The organism is Pseudomonas rhizozeae, from assembly GCF_031583775.1.
Taxonomy (GTDB): Bacteria; Pseudomonadota; Gammaproteobacteria; order Pseudomonadales; family Pseudomonadaceae; genus Aquipseudomonas.
In genome coordinates this window covers 57,919-78,809 of the sequence record NZ_JAVLSB010000010.1, presented here as the reverse complement: position 1 = coordinate 78,809, position 20,891 = coordinate 57,919, and the positions used below count along the sequence as shown (strand labels likewise).

The following is a 20,891-nucleotide window of genomic DNA, read 5'->3' as shown; positions in this document are numbered from 1 at the left end:
CGCCTGACCCACCGCCATCGCTGGCAAGCCAGCTCCCACCGTGATCTCCAGTGGTCATGCAATCAGGGCAACACACAAGTCCTGCGGCTGTGGCACTTAGGTCCGGCGCAGTTCCTCAATGGTTTCAATCAGGTCGTCGTAGGACACCGGTTTGCCGATGTGCCGGTCGAACCCGGATTTGCGGGCGTTTTCGATGTCGCTTTGCGCGCCGTAGCCGGTGAGGGCGATGGCCGGGATGTTTTGCACATGGGGCAGTTCGCGCAGGGCGAGCATCAGTTCGTGGCCGTTCATGACCGGCATGCCGACGTCGGAAATCACCACGTCGTAGCGCCCGGCCTTAGCCGCTTTCAGTGCTTCGACCGGTTGATCGAAAGCAATCACCTGGGCATCTTCCATCTCGAGCAGCAACTTCAGGGTCTCCAGCACTTCCGGCGAGTCATCAATCAGCAACACCGTCACCCCGGCCAGGCGCCCCGTCTGACGATCGCCAGGTGTCACCGCGGTGATTTCCGCTTCAGGATGGCTCAGCGGCATCAGAAGGGTGAAGGTACAACCCAAGCCAAGTCCGTCGGAGCTGACGTCAACGCTGCCGCCATGGGCCTCGGCCAGTTGCCGCACCAACGACAGGCCGATCCCCAAACCTTCCCGTTGATGGTTGGCGTGCTGATTGGCCGCCTGACCAAACAAATCAAACACCTCGTGCAAGCTCTGTTTATCGAGACCGACGCCGCTGTCCTTGACGTCCAGTCGCGCCATCTTGCCGTCCCGCGAAGCAATCAATTGCACAAGACCGTTGGCCGGAGTGAATTTCAGCGCGTTGCTCACCAGGTTCCAGATGATCTGTTCCAGGCGCGTCGGGTCGGCATCGATCACCAACGGCGCAGCATCGTCTGGCAAGTGCAAAGTGACACGGGCCGGGTGGTGGTCGTTGATCACCACTGTGTGCACATCCTGCAAGACCCGATTCAAATCCACCGCCAAGCGCTTGAGCTTCAGCTTGCCAGTGCGCACTCGTGCGACATCAAGCAAGTCGTCGATGATCCGCGCCTGGCTGTTCACTGCATCGCAAATGGTATTCACCGCTTTGGCGGCGGCGGTCACCGATTTGGTCACCGGCAAGCGCCGCAGCAATTCGGCATTGAGCTGGATCAGATTCAGCGGATGCTTGAGTTCATGGGACATGACCGCGAAGAACTCGTCTTTGAGATGGCTGGAACTCTGGGTTTGCGCCAGATGCAGCACTTGCTCCTCGTGTTGACGCCTGTGGCCGGTGAGATCGCGGCCAATTTTTACGTAGCCCTGCAAATGCTCGCCGCTGAGCAGCGTCATTTCGCCGCTGCAGAAGAAACGGCTACCGTCCTTGCGCAAATGCCAGCGTTCCTCTTCCCGTCGGCCATAGGTGCGGACCGCGTGCAGTTCGTTTTCCGGGATGCCGTCCGCACGATCGTCCGGGGAGAAAATGAAGTCGTAGTAAACACCCTCAGCCTCGGCCTTGCTGTAGCCGAAGATCAGCTCAGCGCCGGTGTTCCAGCTGGTGATCACCCCGTGTTCGTCCATGATGATGATCGCGTAGTCGCGGGTGCTCTCGGCCACCAGGCGCATGCGTTCTTCACCCACACGCAGGTCTTCTTCGGCGGCGCGGCGGCTGGTGATATCGATAAAGGTCAACACGGTACCGTCAATGCGATCTTCGCTGGAACGGTACGGCATTAGGCGGGCGATGTACCAGCGATTGTCGGTGCTACTGACTTCCCGTTCGATCATATTCAGCGAGTCGAACACCGCCACCGCGTCGCCGGGCAAGTCCGGGTAGTTCAGACGATGGGTGATGTCCAGCAGCGAGCGCCCGGTGTCCACTGGCAACATGCTGAAAATCTCAGTGGCCCTCGGGGTGAACCATTTGATGCGCATGCTGCGGTCGACAAACACCGTGGCAATGTCAGTGGAGGCGATCAGGTTGGTCAGGTAGTCGTTTATCTTGTCGGTTTCTTCAACCTTGGTCTTGAGCTCGTAGTTGACGGTGAGCAGCTCTTCGTTGATCGATTGCAGCTCTTCCTTGCTGGTTTCCAGCTCTTCGGTGGCCGAACGCAGCTCCTCGTTGATTGCCTGCATCTCCTCGTTCGACGCCTTGAGCTCCTCGCTGGAAACTTCGGCCTGTTCGATCGTGTCCTGCAGGTGCAACTTGGTCCGTTGCAGCTCGCGCTCCAGGCTCGACAGCACCTGGTTTTCAGTCTGGGTCGCGGCTTGCAATGCTTCGGTGGCGTCCACTTCGAGCTCTTCGAACACCACCAACACAAATTCGTTATCCGATTCTTCGTCGCGGTACGGTTGCGCGACCAAATCCACCAGGAAGTGCCGTTCCTCTCGCTTGAGGCTGACCTGGCGTGATTTGACCGCCGCGCCGCTCTGGTTCACCTGGAACAGGGTAGTGCGCAGTTCCAGACGCAATTGCGGGTGAATCAGCGTCAGCAGGTTGCGCGACAACTCACCGCCGACATGCCGCAGGAAACGTCCGGCACTCTCCGACATGTGCAGGATGTCGGCGTTGGCGTCGACGATCATGCTCGGCGGCGACGACCGCTCGATGGCGCGCTGATGGATGTCGGCGAACGAAACTTTGCGCGACACGCTGATTTCCGGTGCCTTGATCGACACATGACTGCGCACATAGCCACCGCGTGGCATGGTCGGCGTGCGGCGACTGCTGGCGGTGCCGTACTTGGCGCGGAAAATCCGGTTGCGCTTGTCCACCGGGGTAAACAGGTCATGGCAGGCGTCCGCCGACTCCGAAGAACCAAGGAATAGATAGCCGCCGGGGCGCAAGGCGAAGTGGAACATTTGCAGGATCTCGCGCTGCACTTCGCGGTCGAGGTAGATCAACAGGTTGCGGCAGACGATCAGGTCGATCTGCGAAAACGGCGGGTCCGACAACAGGCTGTGTTTGGCGAACAGCACACGCTCGCGGATCTCCTTGCGCATCCGATAGTGGTGGTCTTCCTTGATGAAATATTGGCGCAGTTTCGACGGCGGCACGTCGGTGACGATGGCCTCGCTGTAGACCCCGGTGCGGCCGGCGGCAATCGCCCGCTCATCAATGTCGGTGGCGAACACCTGCAATTTGGCGCTGCTGGCGTCCTGCTGTAGCTGGTCGGTGACCAGCATGGCCAAGGTGTAGGCTTCTTCGCCGGTCGAGCAGCCGGCGGACCAGACACGCACTTCCTCGGGCTCGGGGCTGCCGGGCTCCAAGGGCTTGATCAAATTGGGCAGTACGTCGCGTTCCAGCGCTTCGAAGGCTTCGCGATCACGGAAAAAATTGGTCACGCCGATCAGCATGTCCGCCAGCAGGGCCTTGGTTTCATCCGGATTATTTTGCAAAAACTGGTAATAGGCGCCGAGTTCAGGCTGCGAGGTGACCTGCATGCGCCGCTCGATACGTCGCAGCACGGTGGCCCGTTTGTAGTGCTTGAAATCGTGGCCGGTGCCACTGCGCAGTTGCACCAGAATGTCCTGCAGCAATTGCTCAGCCAGGGCCGCGTCATGGCCCGACAGCGGTGCAATGAATTGCAGTTCAGGGTTGTCGGCGGTGGGCAGGCGAATTTCCCGGGAATTGCGCCACAGCTCCATGAGTTTCTGCGGCATTTCGACAACGGGTAACACCAAATCGACGTTGCGGGTTTCGATGGCAGCGTTGGGCATGCCGTCGAACTCAGCGTCTTCCGGCGCCTGGGCGATGGTCACACCGCCCTGTTCCTTGATTCGCGACAGGCCCACGGCGCCGTCGGAACCGGTGCCGGACAGCACCACGCAGAAGGCGCGCTCTTGATGCGCGTTGGCCAGGTCGCGGAAGAACAGGTCGATGGCCACGCGCGCACCTTCGCGCTTGTTAACCTGGCTGACCCGCAAAAAGCCATCGTCCATTTCCAGCTGCTGCGCCGGCGAAATCACATAAACATGGTTGCGTTCGATCGCCACGGTTTCGCTGACTTGCAGCACCGGCATGTCGGTGACTTCCTGGATGATCTTGTCGGCAATGCTGAGATGATCGGGCGACAGGTGCAGGATGATCACAAACGCCATGCCGTTGTCTTTGGGCATGTTCTCGAACAACAGCTTGATCGCCTGCAATCCGCCGGCGGACGCCCCTATCCCCACCACCGGGAAGTCCAGATGACTAGGCTGTGCACCTTTTTCCAGTGAAGCGGAATCGGGCTGTTTCGAAGAAGACGTCATGTGTATGCCTTAGGGACGGCGCCGGGGCTTGATGCCCCGGCCGAGCCAATTCTAAATACCTGTTGGCGAAGGATAATCCGGTTGAGCGTAGATAGCGAAACCGCGTTGGACCAGAGCAAGACAAGCGGCCGGAGCCGCTTGTTGAATTGGTGAGGGAGGGTGAAGCGTTACAGCCATCTTCAACCCAGCGGCGTGCGCAGATATTCCGGCGTCAGCACGTTGAACCACAGCAGGATCATTTTCACCAGAATGGTCACCAGCACCAGCAAACCCACGCCCCAGACGCTTGCCGAGTACAACAGGCCCTGTTCTTTCTTGATGTGCATGAAGGTCGGCAAGCCGACGAACAACAGGAACGTCGAATAGGCGCCTGCCGCCATCAGTACCATGATCGCCAACCAGCGGCTCGGGTAGAGGCCGGCAATACCGGCGAGAAATAACGGCGTGGCGGTGTAGGTCGCAAAACCGATGCACTGATTAAGTGTTGGCCGGGCCTCGAAGGTGCGGGACATCCAGCGGATAAACGCGCCTATTACCGCAACACCGGCGAGAATCGTCACGTACAGCAGCGCGCAGAGTTGCAGCGCGCTGGCGCTGCTGAGCTTGACCGTTTCGTTTTCCGCCAGGCTCCAGCCGACCTGGGTGGTACCGATGAACAGGCAGACCGTAGGAATCAGCGCCAGCAGCAGCAAGTGCGCCAGATAATGACGCGGATGCGCTTCTTCTTCGTGACGAATGTCCGTCCAGGCGAAGTTGGGCTGGGTAAACAGTTTGACGATAGGCGCGGACATGATCACCTCCAAATGCTGTATGGCCCGCCAATTGGGCGCTCTACGGGTTTTGAGGCATGCCCTGGCGGCGCAGTTCATTTTTTATGCAGGGCAGGGCGAACAGCGTCGCCGCTGCCCATGCAGCTTTTAAAGGATCGGTTTGCCACCGGTCACGGCATACCGTGAACCCGAGGTGTAACTGGACTCGTCCGAGGCCAGCAGCACGTAGATCGGCGCTACCTCCACCGGTTGCCCAGGACGGCCGAGCGGAGTTTCGCCGCCAAAATTCTCGACATCTTCATCGGTCATGGTCGCGACGATCAGCGGCGTCCAGATCGGCCCCGGCGCCACGCTGTTGACCCGAATGCCTTTTGGCCCGAGCAACTGCGCCAAGCCACCGGTAAAGTTGGCGATCGCGCCTTTGGTGGTGGCGTAGGCCAGCAACGTCGGCTTGGGCATGTCGGAGTTGACCGAACTGGTGTTGATGATCGAGGCACCGGGTTTCATGTGCTTCACCGCAGCCTGGCAAATCCGGAACATGGCAGTGATGTTGATATCGAAGGTTTTCACCCATTCATCGTCGCTGATGTCTTCGAAGTTTTCGTGGGTCATCTGGAACGCCGCGTTGTTTACCAGTACGTCGAGGCGGCCGAAGTGTTCGAGGGTGTCGTCGACCACTTTCTGGCACTCGGCTTTTTGCGCCAGATCGCCGGGCAGCAGTAGGCACTGACGACCGGCCTGTTCGACCCAGCGCGCGGTTTCCTGGGCATCTTCGTGTTCGTCGAGATAGGCAATCGCCACGTCAGCGCCTTCTCGGGCAAAGGCAATCGCCACCGCGCGACCGATGCCGCTGTCGGCGCCGGTGATCAAGGCAATCTTGTTCGCCAGGCGGCCCGAGCCTTTATAGCTCTGCTCACCACAATCGGGGTACGGCTCCATCTTGCGCTGGCTACCGGGCACTGATTGCGGCTGCGGGCGGAATGGCGGGCGGGGATAGTCAGTCATCATGAATCTCCTGTCAGCAAAGCAACGAAATCGCGGGTCAGTACCGCTCGTGGAGGGTTGACCCAAGGCTTTTGATGGGAGTTCGGTTGGATGTGTCGGCAGTCGGATGAGGTGCAGCATGGAGATCGTTCCCACGCCGCGCGCGGGAACGCCTTGTCATCAGCGGGCCAGCAGGGCGCGTTCCATTCGTGCCAGGCCTTCTTCGAGCAGTGCGCGTGGGCAGCCGAAATTAAGGCGCACGAACTGTTGGGCGTGGTCGCCGAAGTCCAGGCCAGGGCTGAGGCCGACTTTGGCTTGATGGAGGAAAAACTGCTGTGGGTTATCGAGCTCGAGCGCCGAGCAGTCGAGCCAGGCCAGGTAGGTGCCTTGCGGGATAGTCATGGTGACGCCGGGCAGACGTGTTTTCACGGCTTGCACCAGGAAATCCCGATTACTTTGCAGGTAAGTTTTCAATGCGTTCAACCACGGGCCACCCTCGCTGTAGGCGACGCGGGTGGCTTCCATGCCCAGCGGGTTGACGCTGTCGACCATGCCGCAACGGGCGTGGTTGACTCTCTCACGCAGGGCGGTGTCCTGGATGATCATGTAGGAGGTTTTCAGCCCGGCGATATTGAACGCCTTGCTCGCCGACATCAGGGTGACGGTGCGCTTGGCGATGGCCGGGCTGAGGGATGCAGTGGGGGTGTGCACACGGCCGTCGAAGCACAGCTCGGCATGGATTTCATCGGAGATGATCCAGGCGTCCTGTTGCAGGCAGATATCGGCCACCGCTTGCAGTTCGTCCCGGGGGAAGACCTTGCCGACCGGGTTGTGCGGGTTGCTCAGCAGCAAGGCACCACCACCGGACAGGCTCTCGCGCAGGGTGTCCAGGGGGGTAGTGTAGGTGCCGTCGACTTGTGCGACGAATTCCAGTTCCACCTTGTTCAAGCCCCAATGCCCCGGCGCATGCCGCAGCGGCGGGTAGTTGGGGGTTTGCACCACGACGTTCTGCTGTGGCTGCACAAGCGCTTTCAGCGCCATGTTGACCCCGGACTCGACCCCAGGCAGGAAGATCAATTCTTGCGGCTGCACGTCCCAGGCGTACTTGGCCCATAAATCGGCAACGATCGCTTCGCGCAGGTCCTGTTGCGGCACGCTGTAGCCGACCATCGGGTGTTCCAGGCGTTTTTGCAGGGCCTGGATAATCACCGGCGGCGCAGCGAAATCCATGTCGGCGACCCACATCGGCAAGACATCGGCCGGGTAACGGCTCCATTTGCTGCTGCCGGTGTTGTGGCGGTCGTACACCTGGTCGAAGTCGAAAGTCATGCGTGGTCTCAAAATACGGAGGGTAGTGATGGCGGGCATGATAGCTGCCAACCGCACGAGGGCGGAACCATTCTTGTGGGGGCAAGCCTGTTCGCGAAGCGGCGGGTCAGGTGAGTAGGCTGGCAGGGATGACGCCATCGCTGGCAAGCCAGCTCCCATAGGGGCGCCAACAGCCTTAAGCGATAGGCGACAAGCTGCAAGCTGCAAGCCCGACGGTCGGTTTTCATCTTGCACCCCGGCCAGCCTTGGCTAGGCTTGAGGCTGTCGGTTGCGACAGCGCCGGCATCCGTGATTGTCCAGAATCCCCGGCAACGTACCGGGTATCCACCTGATCAGGAGTGCACGATGGATCTCAGCCGTCGTCAGTTCTTCAAGGTCGCTGGTATCGGCCTTGCAGGCTCGAGCCTGGGCGCGTTGGGCATGGCCCCGACGCTGGCCTTCGCCGAGCAGGTGCGCCACTTCAAGCTCGCCCACACCCATGAAACCCGCAACACCTGCCCGTATTGCTCGGTCGGCTGCGGCTTGATCATGTACAGCCAGGGCGATGCGGCGAAGAATGTCGCGCAACACATCATCCATATCGAGGGCGACGCCGATCATCCGGTCAATCGCGGCACCCTGTGCCCGAAAGGCGCGGGCCTGCTCGACTTCATTCACAGCCCCAGCCGCTTGCAGTACCCGGAAATACGCAAGGCCGGGAGCAATGAATGGACGCGGATTTCCTGGGATGAGGCCCTGGACCGCGTGGCCGACCTGATGAAGGCCGACCGCGACGCCAACTTCATCGAGAAAAACGCCAAGGGCGAGACCGTCAACCGCTGGCTGACCACGGGTTTCCTCGCGGCATCGGCAGCGTCCAACGAAGCGGGCTACATCACCCACAAAGTGATTCGCAGCCTCGGCATGCTGGGGTTCGATAACCAGGCGCGTGTCTGACACGGCCCGACGGTGGCAAGTCTTGCCCCGACGTACGGCCGTGGTGCCATGACCAATACCTGGACGGATATCGCCAACGCGAATCTGATCCTGGTGATGGGCGGCAACGCAGCAGAAGCACACCCTTGCGGTTTCAAATGGGTGACCGAAGCCAAGGCGCATAACGCAGCCCGACTGATCGTGGTCGACCCGCGTTTTACCCGCACCGCCTCGGTGGCCGACTATTACGCGCCGATCCGCACCGGCACTGACATTGCCTTCATGGGCGGCTTGATCAATTACCTGCTGACGGAAGACAAAATCCAGCACGAATACGTGCGCAGCTACACCGACATGTCGTTCATCGTCAGCGCTGGGTATGGCTTCGAAGACGGCATTTTCAGCGGCTACGACGTCGCTAAGCGCAATTACACTGACAAGTCCGGCTGGAGTTATGAACTGGGTGAAGACGGTTTTGTGAAGGTCGACCCGACCCTGCAAGACCCGCGCTGCGTCTACCAGTTGATGAAAGCCCACTACAGCCGTTACAGCATCGACCTGGCCAGCCAGATTTGCGGCATGCCAGTGGAAGCGATGAGGAAGATCTGGGAAGAGATCGCCACCTGCTCGCAACCGGGCAAGACCATGACGATCCTCTATGCCCTTGGCTGGACCCAGCACTCCATCGGCTCGCAGATCATCCGCAGCGCGGCGATGGTGCAACTGCTGCTGGGCAACGTCGGCATGCCGGGTGGCGGGGTCAATGCCTTGCGCGGCCACTCCAACATCCAGGGCCTGACCGACCTCGGCCTGCTCTCCAACTCGCTGCCGGGTTACCTGACCCTGGCGGTGGACGCCGAGCAGGACTACAACGCCTACATCGCCAAGCGCACGCTCAAACCACTGCGGCCAGGGCAACTGTCGTACTGGCAGAATTACGGCAAGTTCCACGTCAGCCTGATGAAAGCCTGGTACGGCGCCAATGCCACCGCCGAGAACCACTGGGGCTACGACTACTTGCCGAAGCTCGACCTGCCGAGCTACGACATCCTGCGCATGTTCGAAATGATGGGCGAAGGCAAGGTCAACGGGTACATGTGCCAAGGCTTCAACCCGATTGCCGCGTTACCGGATAAAAATCGGGTGATGAAGGCACTGGCCAAGCTCAAATGGCTGGTGATCATGGACCCGCTGGCCACCGAAACCTCGGAGTTCTGGAAAAACGTCGGGCCGTACAACGACGTCAGCACCGCCGACATCCAGACCGAAGTCATTCGCCTGCCCACCACCTGCTTCGCCGAGGAGGACGGCTCGCTGGTCAACAGCAGTCGATGGCTGCAATGGCACTGGAAAGGTGCGGACGGGCCGGGAGAAGCGCGCACCGACGTGAACATCATGGCGGAGCTGTTCCTGCGCCTGCGTCAGCGTTATCAGGCCAACGGCGGCGCCTATGCCGAGCCGCTGCTGAAACTGTCGTGGCCGTACAAGATTGCCGATGAGCCATCACCGGAAGAGCTGGCCAAGGAAATCAACGGCGCCGCCACCACCGACTTCACCGACGCCACTGGCGCGGCGATCAAGGGCGGCGCGCAATTGGCGGGCTTCGGTTTGCTCAAGGATGACGGCAGCACCGCGTCCGGCTGCTGGATTTTCTGCGGCAGCTGGACCGAGACCGGCAACCAGATGGCTCGGCGTGACAACAGCGATCCGTTCGGCATGAAGCAACACCAAGGCTGGGCCTGGGCCTGGCCGGCCAACCGGCGGATTCTCTACAACCGCGCCTCTTGCGATCCGCAAGGCAAGCCATGGGCCGAGAACAAACGCCTGGTGTGGTGGAACGGCAAGGCCTGGGGCGGCACCGATGTGCCGGATTTCAAGGCTGACTCGGCGCCGCAGGACGGCATGAACCCGTTCATCATGAATCCCGAGGGCGTCGCGCGGTTCTTTGCCGTCGACAAGATGAACGAAGGGCCATTCCCCGAGCATTACGAACCCTTCGAAACGCCGATCGGCATCAACCCGTTGCACCCTCAAAATAAAAACGCCACCAGCAACCCGGCGGCGCGAATCTTCGATTCAGTGTGGCCGAGCCTCGGCGTGGCCAAGGATTACCCCTATGCAGCCACCAGTTACCGGCTCACCGAGCATTTCCACTTCTGGAGCAAACACGCCCGGCTCAACGCGATCGCCCAGCCGGAGCAATTCGTCGAGATCGGTGAAGTGCTGGCGAACGAGAAGGGCATCGTGGCGGGCGACAAGGTGCGTGTCAGCAGCAAGCGCGGCTTTATCGAAGCGGTGGCGGTGGTGACCAAACGCATCCGGCCGTTACAGGTCAACGGCCAGGTGGTGCACCACATTGGCATTCCGTTGCACTGGGGTTTCACCGGCCTGACGCGTCACGGCTACCTGACCAACACCCTGGTGCCGTTCCTCGGCGATGGTAATTCACAAACCCCGGAATCGAAGTCGTTCCTGGTCAACGTGGAGAAAGCCTAGATGGCCAGCCAAGACATCATTGCCCGTTCGGCCACCACCACGGTGTCACCCTCCGTGCGCCACCAGGACCCGGTGGCGAAGCTGATCGACACCACCAAGTGCATCGGCTGCAAGGCCTGCCAAGTCGCCTGCTCGGAATGGAACGAGCTGCGCGACGAGGTCGGCCATAGCCTCGGCACCTACGACAACCCCCAGGACCTCACGGCCGAGACCTGGACCCTGATGCGCTTTACCGAACACGAAACCGACGCCGGTAACCTCGAATGGCTGATCCGCAAGGACGGCTGCATGCACTGCGCCGAGCCCGGTTGCCTGGCCGCGTGCCCGAGCCCTGGCGCAATCATCAAGCACGCCAACGGCATCGTCGATTTCGATCAGGATCACTGCATCGGTTGCGGTTATTGCATCACCGGTTGCCCATTCAATATTCCGCGCATCTCGCAAAAGGACCACAAGGCCTACAAGTGCACATTGTGCTCCGACCGCGTGGCCGTTGGCCTGGAGCCGGCCTGCGTAAAAACTTGCCCTACCGGCGCCATCGTCTTCGGCAGCAAGGACGACATGAAGGAACACGCCGCCGAGCGCATCGTCGACCTGAAAAGTCGCGGCTTCGAGAACGCCGGCCTGTACGACCCGCCCGGTGTTGGCGGCACCCACGTGATGTACGTGCTGCACCACGCCGACACGCCGCAGGTGTACGCCGGGTTGCCGAATGCGCCGGTGATCAGCCCGATGGTGGCGCTGTGGAAAGGCGTCAGCAAACCCCTGGCCTTGCTGGCCATGGGCGCGGCAGTGCTGGCGGGGTTCTTCCACTATGTGCGGGTTGGCCCGCAACGGGTCGAGGAAGACGAAGTGCCGGTACGGCCTGATCCGGCGGTGCATCAGGTCGATCCGTCGGTGCACCTCTATGACCCGCGCGGACCGGAGGATCGGCCATGATTCGCAAACCCATCCTGCGTTACACGTCCAACCAGCGGACCAATCACTGGCTGGTGGCGATTCTGTTTTTCATGGCGGCATTGTCCGGGCTGGCGCTGTTTCACCCGGCACTGTTCTGGCTCAGCCATTTGTTCGGCGGCGGGCCGTGGACGCGCATCCTGCACCCGTTCATGGGCGTGGCGATGTTCGTGTTTTTCCTCGGTCTGGTACTGAGTTTCTGGCGGCGTAACCTGTTCATCCGCAACGATGGTGTGTGGCTCAAGCGCATCGACCGGGTAATCCGCAACGAAGAGGAGGGCGTGCCGCCGATCGGCAAGTACAACCCCGGGCAGAAGCTGCTGTTCTGGACCCTGCTGCTGTGCATGCTGGTGCTGCTGTTCAGCGGGCTGGTGATCTGGCGCGCGTACTTCAGCGTGTATTTCGGCATCAGCAGCATTCGCTTCGCCATGCTGCTGCATGCTTTGGCCGGGTTTGTGCTGGTGTTGAGCATCATCGTGCACATTTACGCCGGGATCTGGATCAAAGGCTCGGTCAGCGCCATGTTGCACGGTTGGGTCAGCCGCGCCTGGGCGAAGAAACACCATGAACTCTGGTACCGCGAAGTGACCCGCGACGAACAGCCCGACCCGCAGAAAAGGATGAGGCCTTGAGGACGATTCTCGAACCCGGACAGATCGAAGCCGCCGCCAGTTCGCCGCCGTTTCTGCAGCGGCCACCGGCGGATCTGTTTCACCTGCGGGCGTTGCGTCTGGAACACTTGGCTGAAGGGCATCCGATGGCATTGTATCTGCGGCTGATCGCCGGGTTGTGTCGCGTGCAGCAAAGTCTGCTGGACCAGCCCCCCAGCACCGTCGCCCCGGATCCGCTGCGGATCGCGCAATGCCTGGAGCACGGCTTGCCGCCGTTCGCCGCCGAGAGCCTGGTGCGCGAGGGCGCCTGGTTGCCGTTCCTCGAAGCTTTGTTGCGACGTTACGACGCGGCGGCAAATCCAGCGGTGGCCAACGCGGTGTCGACCCTGCACAACGCCGAGCCGGGGCAGCAGAAGAGTTGGGCACTGGCGCTGGTCTGTGGGCAGTATGCGATGCTGCCAGCGGCGCTGGTGCCGCTTCTCGGCGCAGCTCTTCAAGCGGCGTGGAGCCATTGGCTGTTGAGCACGCCCACTCTGGAGCTGAAGCCCGGCGACAGCCTCAGCCAATGCCCGTGCTGTGGCTCGCCGGCCATGGCCGGGGTGATTCGCCAGCGCGGCAAGTTCAATGGTTTGCGCTATCTGGTGTGCTCGTTGTGTGCCTGCGAATGGCACGTGGTGCGGGTCAAATGCGTGTACTGCGAACAAAGCAAAGGCTTGGATTACCTGAGCCTGGAAGATGATCGTCACGCCGCCAACCAAGCGCCGTTACGTGTGGAAGTCTGCCCCGGCTGCAACAGTTACCTGAAGCTGCTGTACCTGGAAAACGACGCCGAGGCCGAAGCCTTGTCCGCCGATTTGAGCAGCCTGTTGCTGGACATGCGTCTGGAGCAGGAGGACTATCAGCGTCCCGCGCCGAATCTGCTGTTGGCGCCAGGAGGCGACTGAACAACGGTCTACACTGAGCCTCGACGGTCCATTTGCCTGCGGAGCCTTCGATGTCCTCCAGTGTTTCCCCTGCAGTCGCGCGTTTGCCCTCGATCGACAGCCTGTTGCGTGATCCCGCTTGCCAGCCATTGGCCGAACGCTACGGCCGCGACGCCTTGCTCGCCAGCCTGCGGCAATTGCTCGATGACGTGCGCGAGCCGGTGCGCCACGGCCAGTTAGGCGCTGCGGAGCTGAGTCCGGCGGTGTTGGCGGGGCGGGTCGCTGAACGCTTGGCGATCCAGCACCGTAGCCGGGTGCGGCGGGTGTTCAACCTCACCGGCACGGTGCTGCACACCAACCTCGGCCGGGCGCTGTTGCCGGACGAAGCCATCGAAGCGGTTCAGATCGCCGCGCGCTACCCGCTGAACCTGGAATTCGACCTGGGCAGCGGCAAACGAGGTGACCGCGACGAGTTGATCGAAGGGCTGATCCGCGACCTGACCGGCGCCGAGGCCGTGACCGTGGTCAACAACAATGCCGCTGCGGTACTGCTGACCCTCAATAGCCTGGGGGCGCGCAAGGAAGGCATCATTTCCCGTGGCGAGTTGATCGAAATCGGCGGCGCTTTCCGCATTCCCGACATCATGGCCCGTGCCGGGGTCAAACTGCACGAGGTCGGCACCACCAACCGCACCCACGCCAAAGATTACGAAGCGGCGATCAACCCGCGCAGCGGCCTGCTGATGCGCGTTCACGCCAGCAACTATCACATCGACGGCTTCACCGCGCGGGTGCCGACTGCCGAGCTCGCCGAGCTGGCGCACCGGCACGGCTTGCCGCTGCTTGAAGACCTCGGCAGCGGCAGTCTGCTGGACCTCACACGGTGGGGCCTCCCGGCCGAACCGACAGTGCGCCAGGCGCTGCTGGATGGCGCCGACATTGTCACTTTCAGCGGCGACAAACTGCTCGGCGGACCGCAGGCCGGGTTGATCGTGGGGCGCAAAGAGCTGATCGGCAAAATCAAGAAAAACCCGCTGAAACGGGCGTTGCGGGTCGACAAATTGACCCTCGCTGCGCTGGAAGCAGTGTTGGGGCTTTATCGCAATCCCGATCGCCTGGCCGAGCGTTTACCCAGCTTGCGACTGTTGACCCGGCCACAAGTCGACATCCTCGCCCAAGCCGAGCGCCTGCAACCGCTGTTCGCCGCCACCCTGGGCGCTGGTTGGGCGGTCAGCGCGGTGCCAGCGCTGGGGATGATCGGCAGCGGCAGCCAACCGGTGGCGCGCTTGCCCAGTGCCGCGCTGTGCCTGCGGCCGCTGACCAGCAAACGCTTGCGGGGCCGGCAGCTACACGGCTTGGAAGCGCACTTGCGTGACTTGCCGATCCCCGTGCTCGGCCGTGTCGACGACGATGCGCTGTGGCTGGACCTGCGGCAACTGGACGACGAGGACGGCTTTCGCGGGCAACTCGGTCACCTCGCTGAGGAGGCCAACCGGTGATAGTCGGCACCGCCGGGCATATCGATCACGGCAAAACCGCGTTGCTTCAGGCCCTGACCGGGCAACAGGGTGACCGCCGCCGCGAGGAGCGTGAGCGCGGCATGACCATCGACCTCGGCTATTTGTACGCCCAGCTGGAGCCGGACGCGGGCCTGACCGGGTTTATCGACGTGCCGGGGCATGAGCGCTTCACCCACAACATGCTCGCCGGCGCCCAAGGCATCGATCTGGTGTTGTTGGTGGTGGCGGCCGATGACGGGGTGATGCCGCAAACCCGCGAGCATCTGGCGATTGTCGAATTGCTGGGGATTGCCCGTGCCATGGTGGCGATCAGCAAGATTGATCGGGTAGACCCTGCACGGCTGGCGCTGGTGCGCCAACAGATCAGCACGCTGCTGGCGCCCGGCCCCTATGCCGATGCGCCGTTGCTGGCGCTGTCGAGCGTGACCGGGGAGGGCGTCGACGCCTTGCGCGAGGCACTGCTGGAGGTGCAGCGCGAGGTTCGGGCGCGCCCGGTGGCCGGTGGCTTTCGCCTGGCGATTGATCGAGCGTTCAGCGTGGCGGGCGCCGGGATTGTGGTCACAGGTACCGCACTGGCCGGGCAGGTGACGGTGGGCGACATGCTGCTGCTTGGCGCTCAGGGCAAACCGGTGCGGGTGCGCGGCCTGCATGCGCAGAACCAGGCCGCCGAGGTCGCCGTCGCCGGGCAACGGGTGGCGCTGAATCTCAGCGCCGAACGCCTGGCCCTGGACCAGATTCATCGCGGCGATTGGCTGGTGGCGGACGGGTTGTTTGCGCCGACCCAACGGCTCGACATCGAGATGCAGCTGCTGGCCAGCGAAGCCAGCGCATTCGAGCATTTTCGTGGCGTGCACCTGCACCTCGGCACCCAAGACGTCACCGCTCGGGTGGCCTTGCTCGAAGGTACGCAACTGATGCCCGGCGGGCGGATGCTCGCGCAATTACTGGTGAACGCGCCAGTGCAGGCGGTGCATGGCGATCCCTTGATCCTGCGCGATCAGAACGCCCAGCGCACCCTCGGCGGCGGTCGCGTGCTTGACCCCTTTGCCCCCGCCCGACAACGGCGCAGTCATGAGCGCCTGGCGCAATTGCATACCCTGGCGACATGCGCAAGCCTTGAGCAGGCGCTGCCCACCTTGCTCGCCTACAGCGCCACCGGCCTCGACCCGCAGCGGTTGGCGCAGCAGTTCAATCGTCCCGCCGCGACCTGGCAATTGCCTGACGCGGTGCGGCTGATCCATACCCGTCAAGGCGCTCGGCTGTTCAGCACCGAGCGCTGGGACTTGTTGAAAACCGAGTTGCTGGACCAATTGGCGCGTTTCCACGAGCAGGAGCCGGACCACACCGGACCTGATCGCGACCGCTTGCGGCGTTTCGCCGGCACGGCACTGGAGCGCCCTGCGTTCCTGAGCCTGGTCGACGAAGCGCTGGCCAGCGGCGCGATGGTCGCGAGTGGTCCGTGGTTGCACCTGCCGGCGCATCAGGTCCGGTTGACCGAAGGGGAAGAGGCATTGTGGGCATTGCTTGTGCCGCTGCTGAACGCCGCGCAGTTCGATCCGCCATGGGTGCGCGATCTGGCGCGCAGCGTGCACAGTGACGAGGCCTCGGTACGGGCGCTGTTGCGCAAACTGGCGCGGTTGGGGCGTGTGCATCAAGTGGTGCGCGACCTGTTCTACCCGGAGCCGACAGTGCGTCGATTGGCGGCTATGCTTGTGCAACTGGCGGCGCTGGAGCCGGTGATCCAGGTGGCGGCGTTCCGCGATGCGGTGGGACTGGGGCGCAAGCGCAGTGTGCAGATTCTCGAATATTTCGACCGCATTGGCCTGACCCGGCGCTTGGGCGACAAGCGCCAGATCCGCGCCGACAACGCCCTGGCTCTGAGGACCGGGGCTTGAGTTTCAAGGAAGGCAATCGCGCCCGGTGGCGCGGCCGGGCTTCAAACCCGGTTGGGGACGGCATCCGTTCCCGGGCATGTTCGACTCCTGCTGCCTTCCGCCAGTCAACAACGAAGATGAACAGCCTTTGTGGCGAGTGGGCCAGTAGGGATCAGCGGCAGGCGTAGCAGAATGAGCTTTGCGCATCGGCACTCATGTCGAAGTCATAGCCACTGTCCGCCAAGGAGCGGTTCTGCCGCAGGCGATCGGAACCGCCTTCAGCCACTTGATTGCGCTCACGCAACCGCTCCGCACCACCCTCGGCCACTTGATTCTGCTTCAATCGATCCGAACCGTCTGACGCAACGGCATTGCGCTCACGCAACCGCTCCGCGCCACCTTCAGCCACTTGGTTCTGCTTCAGGCGATCAGAGCCGTCCGACGCCACTGCATTGCGCTCACGCAACCGCTCCGCGCCGCCCTCAGCCACTTGATTCTGTTTCAATCGATCCGAGCCATCCTGCGCGACGGTTTTGGCGGACGTTTTGGGCGTGCTGTGTTGAATCAGCGGTTGGGCGGCATCTTCGCTACCGGCGCGGCCGATGCCGGTGTCGGACAGTGCTTCGGCGGCGTGGGAGGTCAGGGCGAGCAGGCTGCTGCTGGCGAGGAACGCCAGGGCCAATAGGGATTTGCGGGTATTCATTGGGTTCACCATCAAGTCAAGACAGGCAGGGAGGGTGGGGCGACTGCGATCAGTCGCAAGATCAGTCGGCCAACCAATCACGTGGCCATGGCATCAGTGTAAAGAGCCTGATAACGGCGTCACTTATGCCTTGGTGCCCGACGGGAATACATGGGTGTGATTGCCCTCATACCGAAGTATGAGCGGCGCAATCTGCACTTTTATATCGCCGCGCGATCCGGTCACGCACCAACTCAAGGCAACCTCGCTGATTCCGGCCAACAGCAATGTCGCCCTGATAAAAAGCCCCGGCCCCGCCAACCACGTGGCCTGCACGGCATCCCGCCAGTGTCTGTCCGGGGACTGGCACAAACGCTGCAAGGTCATGTTCAGGTCCACCGTGAACGCAATCGAGTGGACGGCTCCATCGGTCAACGACGATCGACCAGCCTTCAAGGCTTGGGAGCGACAGCGGTGAATCAGGCACAGAGGCCCGGTTGCACACCGTATACGAACAGGCAAAGACGCCTGGAACCGCAAGGTTTCAGGCGTTTTTTTTTGCTTTTTTGAACCGTGAAAGGCTTGGGCAGGGTGCTTTTATGAATTGCAATGTGGCCTCGTTGAACCCGCAGCAAACATTGATCGTCATCGGTAACGGCATGGTCGGCCATCATTGCGTCGAGCAATTGGTCGAGCGCGGCGCGCTGAATCACTACCAGGTGCACGTTTACAGTGAAGAACCGATGCGCGCCTACGACCGTGTGCATCTGTCCGAATACTTCGGCGGTCGCGATGCCGAATCACTGGCCCTCGGCGACGCAGCGCTGTACCAGACCCCCGGCGTAACCTTGCATCTCGGCGTGCCAGTGCTGCAGATCGATCGTTCGCGGCGCGAGGTCATCACCGCCCATGGCGCCGTGGGTTACGACAAACTGGTGCTGGCCACCGGTTCCTATCCGTTCGTGCCGCCGATTGAAGGCGCCGAGGGTGATTCGCGGCTGGTCTATCGCACTCTGCAAGACCTCGACGGCATCCGCGCCGCTGCAGCCAACGCCCGACGCGGCGTGGTGGTTGGCGGCGGCTTGCTCGGCCTCGAAGCGGCGAACGCACTGAAATCCCTCGGGCTCGAAGCTCACGTCGTCGAATTCGCCCCACGACTGATGCCGGTGCAACTGGACGAGCAGGGCGGTCGTGCCTTGAAAGACCGCATCGAGATGCTCGGGGTCGGCGTGCATTTGTCCCGTGGCACCCAGTCGATCAGCGCCGGCAGCGAGTACCGCTACCGGATGAATTTTGCCAATGACGAATTCCTCGAAACCGACTTGATCGTGTTCTCCGCCGGTATTCGTCCGCAGGACAGCCTGGCCCGTGCCAGCGGCCTGGAGCTCGGCGCACGCGGCGGTGTGGCGATTGACGATGAGTGCCGCAGCAGCGATCCGCACATCTACGCCATCGGCGAATGCGCGGCGTGGAATGGCAGCGTGTTTGGCCTGGTCGCGCCGGGTTACCAGATGGCCCGAGGCGTCGCCGCGTTGCTGTGTGGCGAACACGTCCAGCCGTTTGCCGGCGCCGACATGTCGACCAAACTGAAACTGCTCGGGGTCGACGTCGGTTCCATTGGCGATGCTCATGGGCAGACGCCGGGTTCGCGCAGCTACCAGTTCATCGACGAGACCTCGGCCAGCTACCGCCGTCTGGTGGTCGATGCCGACGGCAAGAAAGTCCTTGGCGCGGTGCTGGTGGGCGACAACAGCTACTACGACACCTTGCTGCAATACATGCAGAACGGCATCAACCTGCCAGCGGACGCGGCGAGCCTGATCCTGCCCACCAGCGAAGGCGCGCCGACCCTCGGTCCTGGCGCCTTGCCGGATGCGGCCACCATTTGCTCCTGCCACAACGTCAGCAAGGGGTCGATTTGCTCGGCCATTGACGGCGGCTGCACCGACCTCGGCCAGCTCAAGTCGCAGACCAAGGCCTGCACCGGTTGCGGCGGTTGCGCGGCGCTGCTCAAGCAAGTGTTCGAACACGAACTGATCGCCCGTGGTGTCAGTGTCGACAAGAGCCTGTGCGAACACTTCGCTTTCACCCGGCAGGAGCTGTATGCCCTGGTGCGGGTCGAGGGCATCATCAGTTTCGATGAACTGCTGGCCAAGCACGGTCGCGGGCATGTCGGTTGCGATGTGTGCAAACCGGCGGTGGGCTCGATCCTCGCGTCGTGCTGGAACCAGCCGATCATGGATGCCTCGCTGGTGCCGTTGCAGGACACCAACGACACCTTCATGGCCAACATGCAAAAGAACGGCACCTACTCGGTGGTGCCACGGATACCGGGCGGTGAAATCACTGCCGACAAACTGATTGTGATCGGTCAGGTCGCGAAGAAATACGACCTCTACACCAAGATCACCGGCGGCCAGCGCATCGACCTGTTCGGCGCGCAGTTGCATCAGTTACCAGAAATCTGGGCCGAGTTGATCGAAGCCGGCTTCGAGACCGGGCATGCCTATGGCAAGTCGACGCGCACGGTGAAATCCTGCGTCGGCAGCACCTGGTGCCGTTATGGCGTGCAGGACAGCGTGCAAATGGCCTTGACCATCGAGGACCGCTACAAGGGCTTGCGCTCGCCGCACAAACTCAAATTCGCGGTCTCCGGTTGCACCCGCGAATGCGCCGAGGCACAGAGCAAGGACGTCGGCGTCATTGCCACCGAGAAAGGCTGGAACCTGTACCTGTGTGGCAACGGCGGCATGCGCCCGCGCCACGCGGAACTGTTCGCCACCGACCTGGATGACGACACGCTGATCCGCTACATCGATCGCTTCCTGATGTTCTACATCCGCACCGCCGACAAGCTGCAACGCACCTCAGTGTGGCGCGAGTCGCTGGAAGGTGGCCTGGACTTCCTCAAGGACGTGATCATCCACGATAGCCTGGGCCTGGGCGCCGAACTGGAAGCGCAAATGCAACTGGTGGTCGACCGCTACGAATGCGAATGGGCCAACGCCCTCAAAGACCCGGAAAAACTCAAGCGCTTCCGCACCTTCGTCAACGACAAACGCCCGGACCCGGACATTCATTTTGTCGAAGAACGTGGCCAGCGTCGGCCGATCATGGCCGCTGAACTGAATCTGATTCCCGTGACCCTGGAGGTGCTGTAATGAGTCCGCTCAATAGCCAACGTGTGGTGGCTGCAGAAACCTGGCAAACCGTGTGCAGCCAGAGCGACCTGGTGAGTAATTCCGGGGTGGTGGTGTGGCTCGACGGCGACCAGGTGGCGCTGTTCTACTTGCCCGAGGCCGAAGGCAAAACCTTGTACGCCGTCGACAACCGCGACCCGCAATCCGGGGTCAACGTCATCGGCCGCGGCTTGATTGGCAACATCAAAGGTGAACTGGTGATCGCCTCGCCGCTGTACAAACAACACTTCCGCCTCGAAGACGGCAGTTGCCTGGAATACCCGCAGCAGCAACTGCGGGTATGGCCAGTGCGGTTGCGCGGAGGAGAGGTAGAAATCGCCTTCTAAACGTCATTCGGGACCTGCAGGGGCTTGCCAGCGATGAGGGCCTGGCAGTCAGTGCATCTTTGCCTGACAGACTG

General features: G+C 62.1%; 14 protein-coding genes and 1 tRNA gene. 9 read left to right on the top strand and 6 right to left on the bottom strand.

The annotated features are described in order from the left end of the window. Positions 1-96: 96 nt before the first annotated feature. From RG836_RS02390 to RG836_RS02375, 4 genes are all read right to left on the bottom strand, one after another. Positions 97-4,230, bottom strand: a complete 4,134-nt coding sequence (locus tag RG836_RS02390; protein ID WP_310842893.1) for a CheR family methyltransferase — start codon at positions 4,228-4,230, stop codon at positions 97-99. A 179-nt stretch (positions 4,231-4,409) separates the two neighbouring features. Continuing rightward, entirely contained in the window at positions 4,410-5,021 is a 612-nt protein-coding gene (locus RG836_RS02385; RefSeq protein WP_310842892.1) for a Yip1 family protein, read from the bottom strand. 126 nt (positions 5,022-5,147) lie between these two features. Then, complete coding sequence (locus RG836_RS02380; protein ID WP_310842891.1) at positions 5,148-6,005, bottom strand: SDR family oxidoreductase; 858 nt, start codon at positions 6,003-6,005, stop codon at positions 5,148-5,150. Between the two features lie 159 nt (positions 6,006-6,164). Then, positions 6,165-7,313, bottom strand: coding sequence for a MalY/PatB family protein (locus RG836_RS02375; RefSeq protein WP_310842890.1), 1,149 nt, complete (start codon positions 7,311-7,313; stop codon positions 6,165-6,167). Positions 7,314-7,658: 345 nt separating this feature from the next. On the opposite strand from RG836_RS02375, the gene fdnG reads away from it, so the two are divergent. From fdnG to RG836_RS02340, 7 genes are all read left to right on the top strand, one after another. Next, positions 7,659-10,724, top strand: a complete 3,066-nt coding sequence (fdnG, locus tag RG836_RS02370; RefSeq protein ID WP_310842889.1) for a formate dehydrogenase-N subunit alpha — start codon at positions 7,659-7,661, stop codon at positions 10,722-10,724. Beyond that, the gene (fdxH, locus tag RG836_RS02365) at positions 10,725-11,663 is read left to right on the top strand and encodes a formate dehydrogenase subunit beta (protein ID WP_310842887.1); all 939 of its coding nucleotides are present in this window, start codon (positions 10,725-10,727) and stop codon (positions 11,661-11,663) included. Then, complete coding sequence (locus RG836_RS02360; protein WP_310842885.1) at positions 11,660-12,313, top strand: formate dehydrogenase subunit gamma; 654 nt, start codon at positions 11,660-11,662, stop codon at positions 12,311-12,313. The genes fdxH and RG836_RS02360 overlap by 4 nt, the downstream gene beginning before the upstream one ends. After that, on the top strand, positions 12,310-13,236 hold the full coding sequence (gene fdhE / locus RG836_RS02355) for a formate dehydrogenase accessory protein FdhE (protein WP_310842884.1): 927 nt from the start codon (positions 12,310-12,312) through the stop codon (positions 13,234-13,236). The genes RG836_RS02360 and fdhE overlap by 4 nt, the downstream gene beginning before the upstream one ends. A 50-nt stretch (positions 13,237-13,286) precedes the next feature. Then, positions 13,287-14,714 carry an L-seryl-tRNA(Sec) selenium transferase gene (gene selA, locus RG836_RS02350; RefSeq protein ID WP_310842883.1) on the top strand — a complete coding sequence of 476 codons (1,428 nt, stop codon included), beginning with the start codon at positions 13,287-13,289 and terminating at the stop codon, positions 14,712-14,714. Further along, positions 14,711-16,630 carry a selenocysteine-specific translation elongation factor gene (gene selB, locus RG836_RS02345; RefSeq protein WP_310842881.1) on the top strand — a complete coding sequence of 640 codons (1,920 nt, stop codon included), beginning with the start codon at positions 14,711-14,713 and terminating at the stop codon, positions 16,628-16,630. The genes selA and selB overlap by 4 nt, the downstream gene beginning before the upstream one ends. A gap of 7 nt (positions 16,631-16,637) precedes the next feature. Continuing rightward, positions 16,638-16,733, top strand: a tRNA-Sec gene (locus tag RG836_RS02340). Between the two features lie 48 nt (positions 16,734-16,781). Here RG836_RS02340 and RG836_RS02335 read toward each other — a convergent pair. After that, positions 16,782-17,312 (bottom strand): phage infection protein, encoded by a 531-nt coding sequence (locus RG836_RS02335; RefSeq protein WP_310842879.1) that lies wholly within the window; start codon positions 17,310-17,312, stop codon positions 16,782-16,784. Between the two features lie 123 nt (positions 17,313-17,435). Then, the gene (locus tag RG836_RS02330; RefSeq protein WP_310842877.1) at positions 17,436-17,678 is read right to left on the bottom strand and encodes a hypothetical protein; all 243 of its coding nucleotides are present in this window, start codon (positions 17,676-17,678) and stop codon (positions 17,436-17,438) included. Positions 17,679-17,890: 212 nt separating this feature from the next. Here RG836_RS02330 and nirB point away from each other — a divergent pair, with 212 nt between their 5' ends. Both nirB and nirD read left to right on the top strand, forming a co-directional pair. Next, a complete protein-coding gene (gene nirB / locus RG836_RS02325; protein WP_310842875.1) occupies positions 17,891-20,452 on the top strand; it encodes a nitrite reductase large subunit NirB in 2,562 nt (853 codons plus the stop codon). Next, positions 20,452-20,817 (top strand): nitrite reductase small subunit NirD, encoded by a 366-nt coding sequence (gene nirD / locus RG836_RS02320; RefSeq protein ID WP_310842873.1) that lies wholly within the window; start codon positions 20,452-20,454, stop codon positions 20,815-20,817. Before nirB ends, nirD begins: the two co-directional genes overlap by 1 nt. Positions 20,818-20,891: the final 74 nt, after the last annotated feature.

Coding starts and splice junctions, on each gene's coding strand:
- selA (WP_310842883.1), top strand. CDS start 13,287: ATGTCCTCCAGTGTTTCCCCTGCAGTCGCGCGTTTGCCCTCGATCGAC.
- RG836_RS02375 (WP_310842890.1), bottom strand. CDS start 7,313: ATGACTTTCGACTTCGACCAGGTGTACGACCGCCACAACACCGGCAGC.
- RG836_RS02360 (WP_310842885.1), top strand. CDS start 11,660: ATGATTCGCAAACCCATCCTGCGTTACACGTCCAACCAGCGGACCAAT.
- RG836_RS02385 (WP_310842892.1), bottom strand. CDS start 5,021: ATGTCCGCGCCTATCGTCAAACTGTTTACCCAGCCCAACTTCGCCTGG.
- RG836_RS02380 (WP_310842891.1), bottom strand. CDS start 6,005: ATGACTGACTATCCCCGCCCGCCATTCCGCCCGCAGCCGCAATCAGTG.
- nirD (WP_310842873.1), top strand. CDS start 20,452: ATGAGTCCGCTCAATAGCCAACGTGTGGTGGCTGCAGAAACCTGGCAA.
- RG836_RS02390 (WP_310842893.1), bottom strand. CDS start 4,230: ATGACGTCTTCTTCGAAACAGCCCGATTCCGCTTCACTGGAAAAAGGT.
- nirB (WP_310842875.1), top strand. CDS start 17,891: ATGAATTGCAATGTGGCCTCGTTGAACCCGCAGCAAACATTGATCGTC.
- fdxH (WP_310842887.1), top strand. CDS start 10,725: ATGGCCAGCCAAGACATCATTGCCCGTTCGGCCACCACCACGGTGTCA.
- RG836_RS02330 (WP_310842877.1), bottom strand. CDS start 17,678: ATGACCTTGCAGCGTTTGTGCCAGTCCCCGGACAGACACTGGCGGGAT.
- RG836_RS02335 (WP_310842879.1), bottom strand. CDS start 17,312: ATGAATACCCGCAAATCCCTATTGGCCCTGGCGTTCCTCGCCAGCAGC.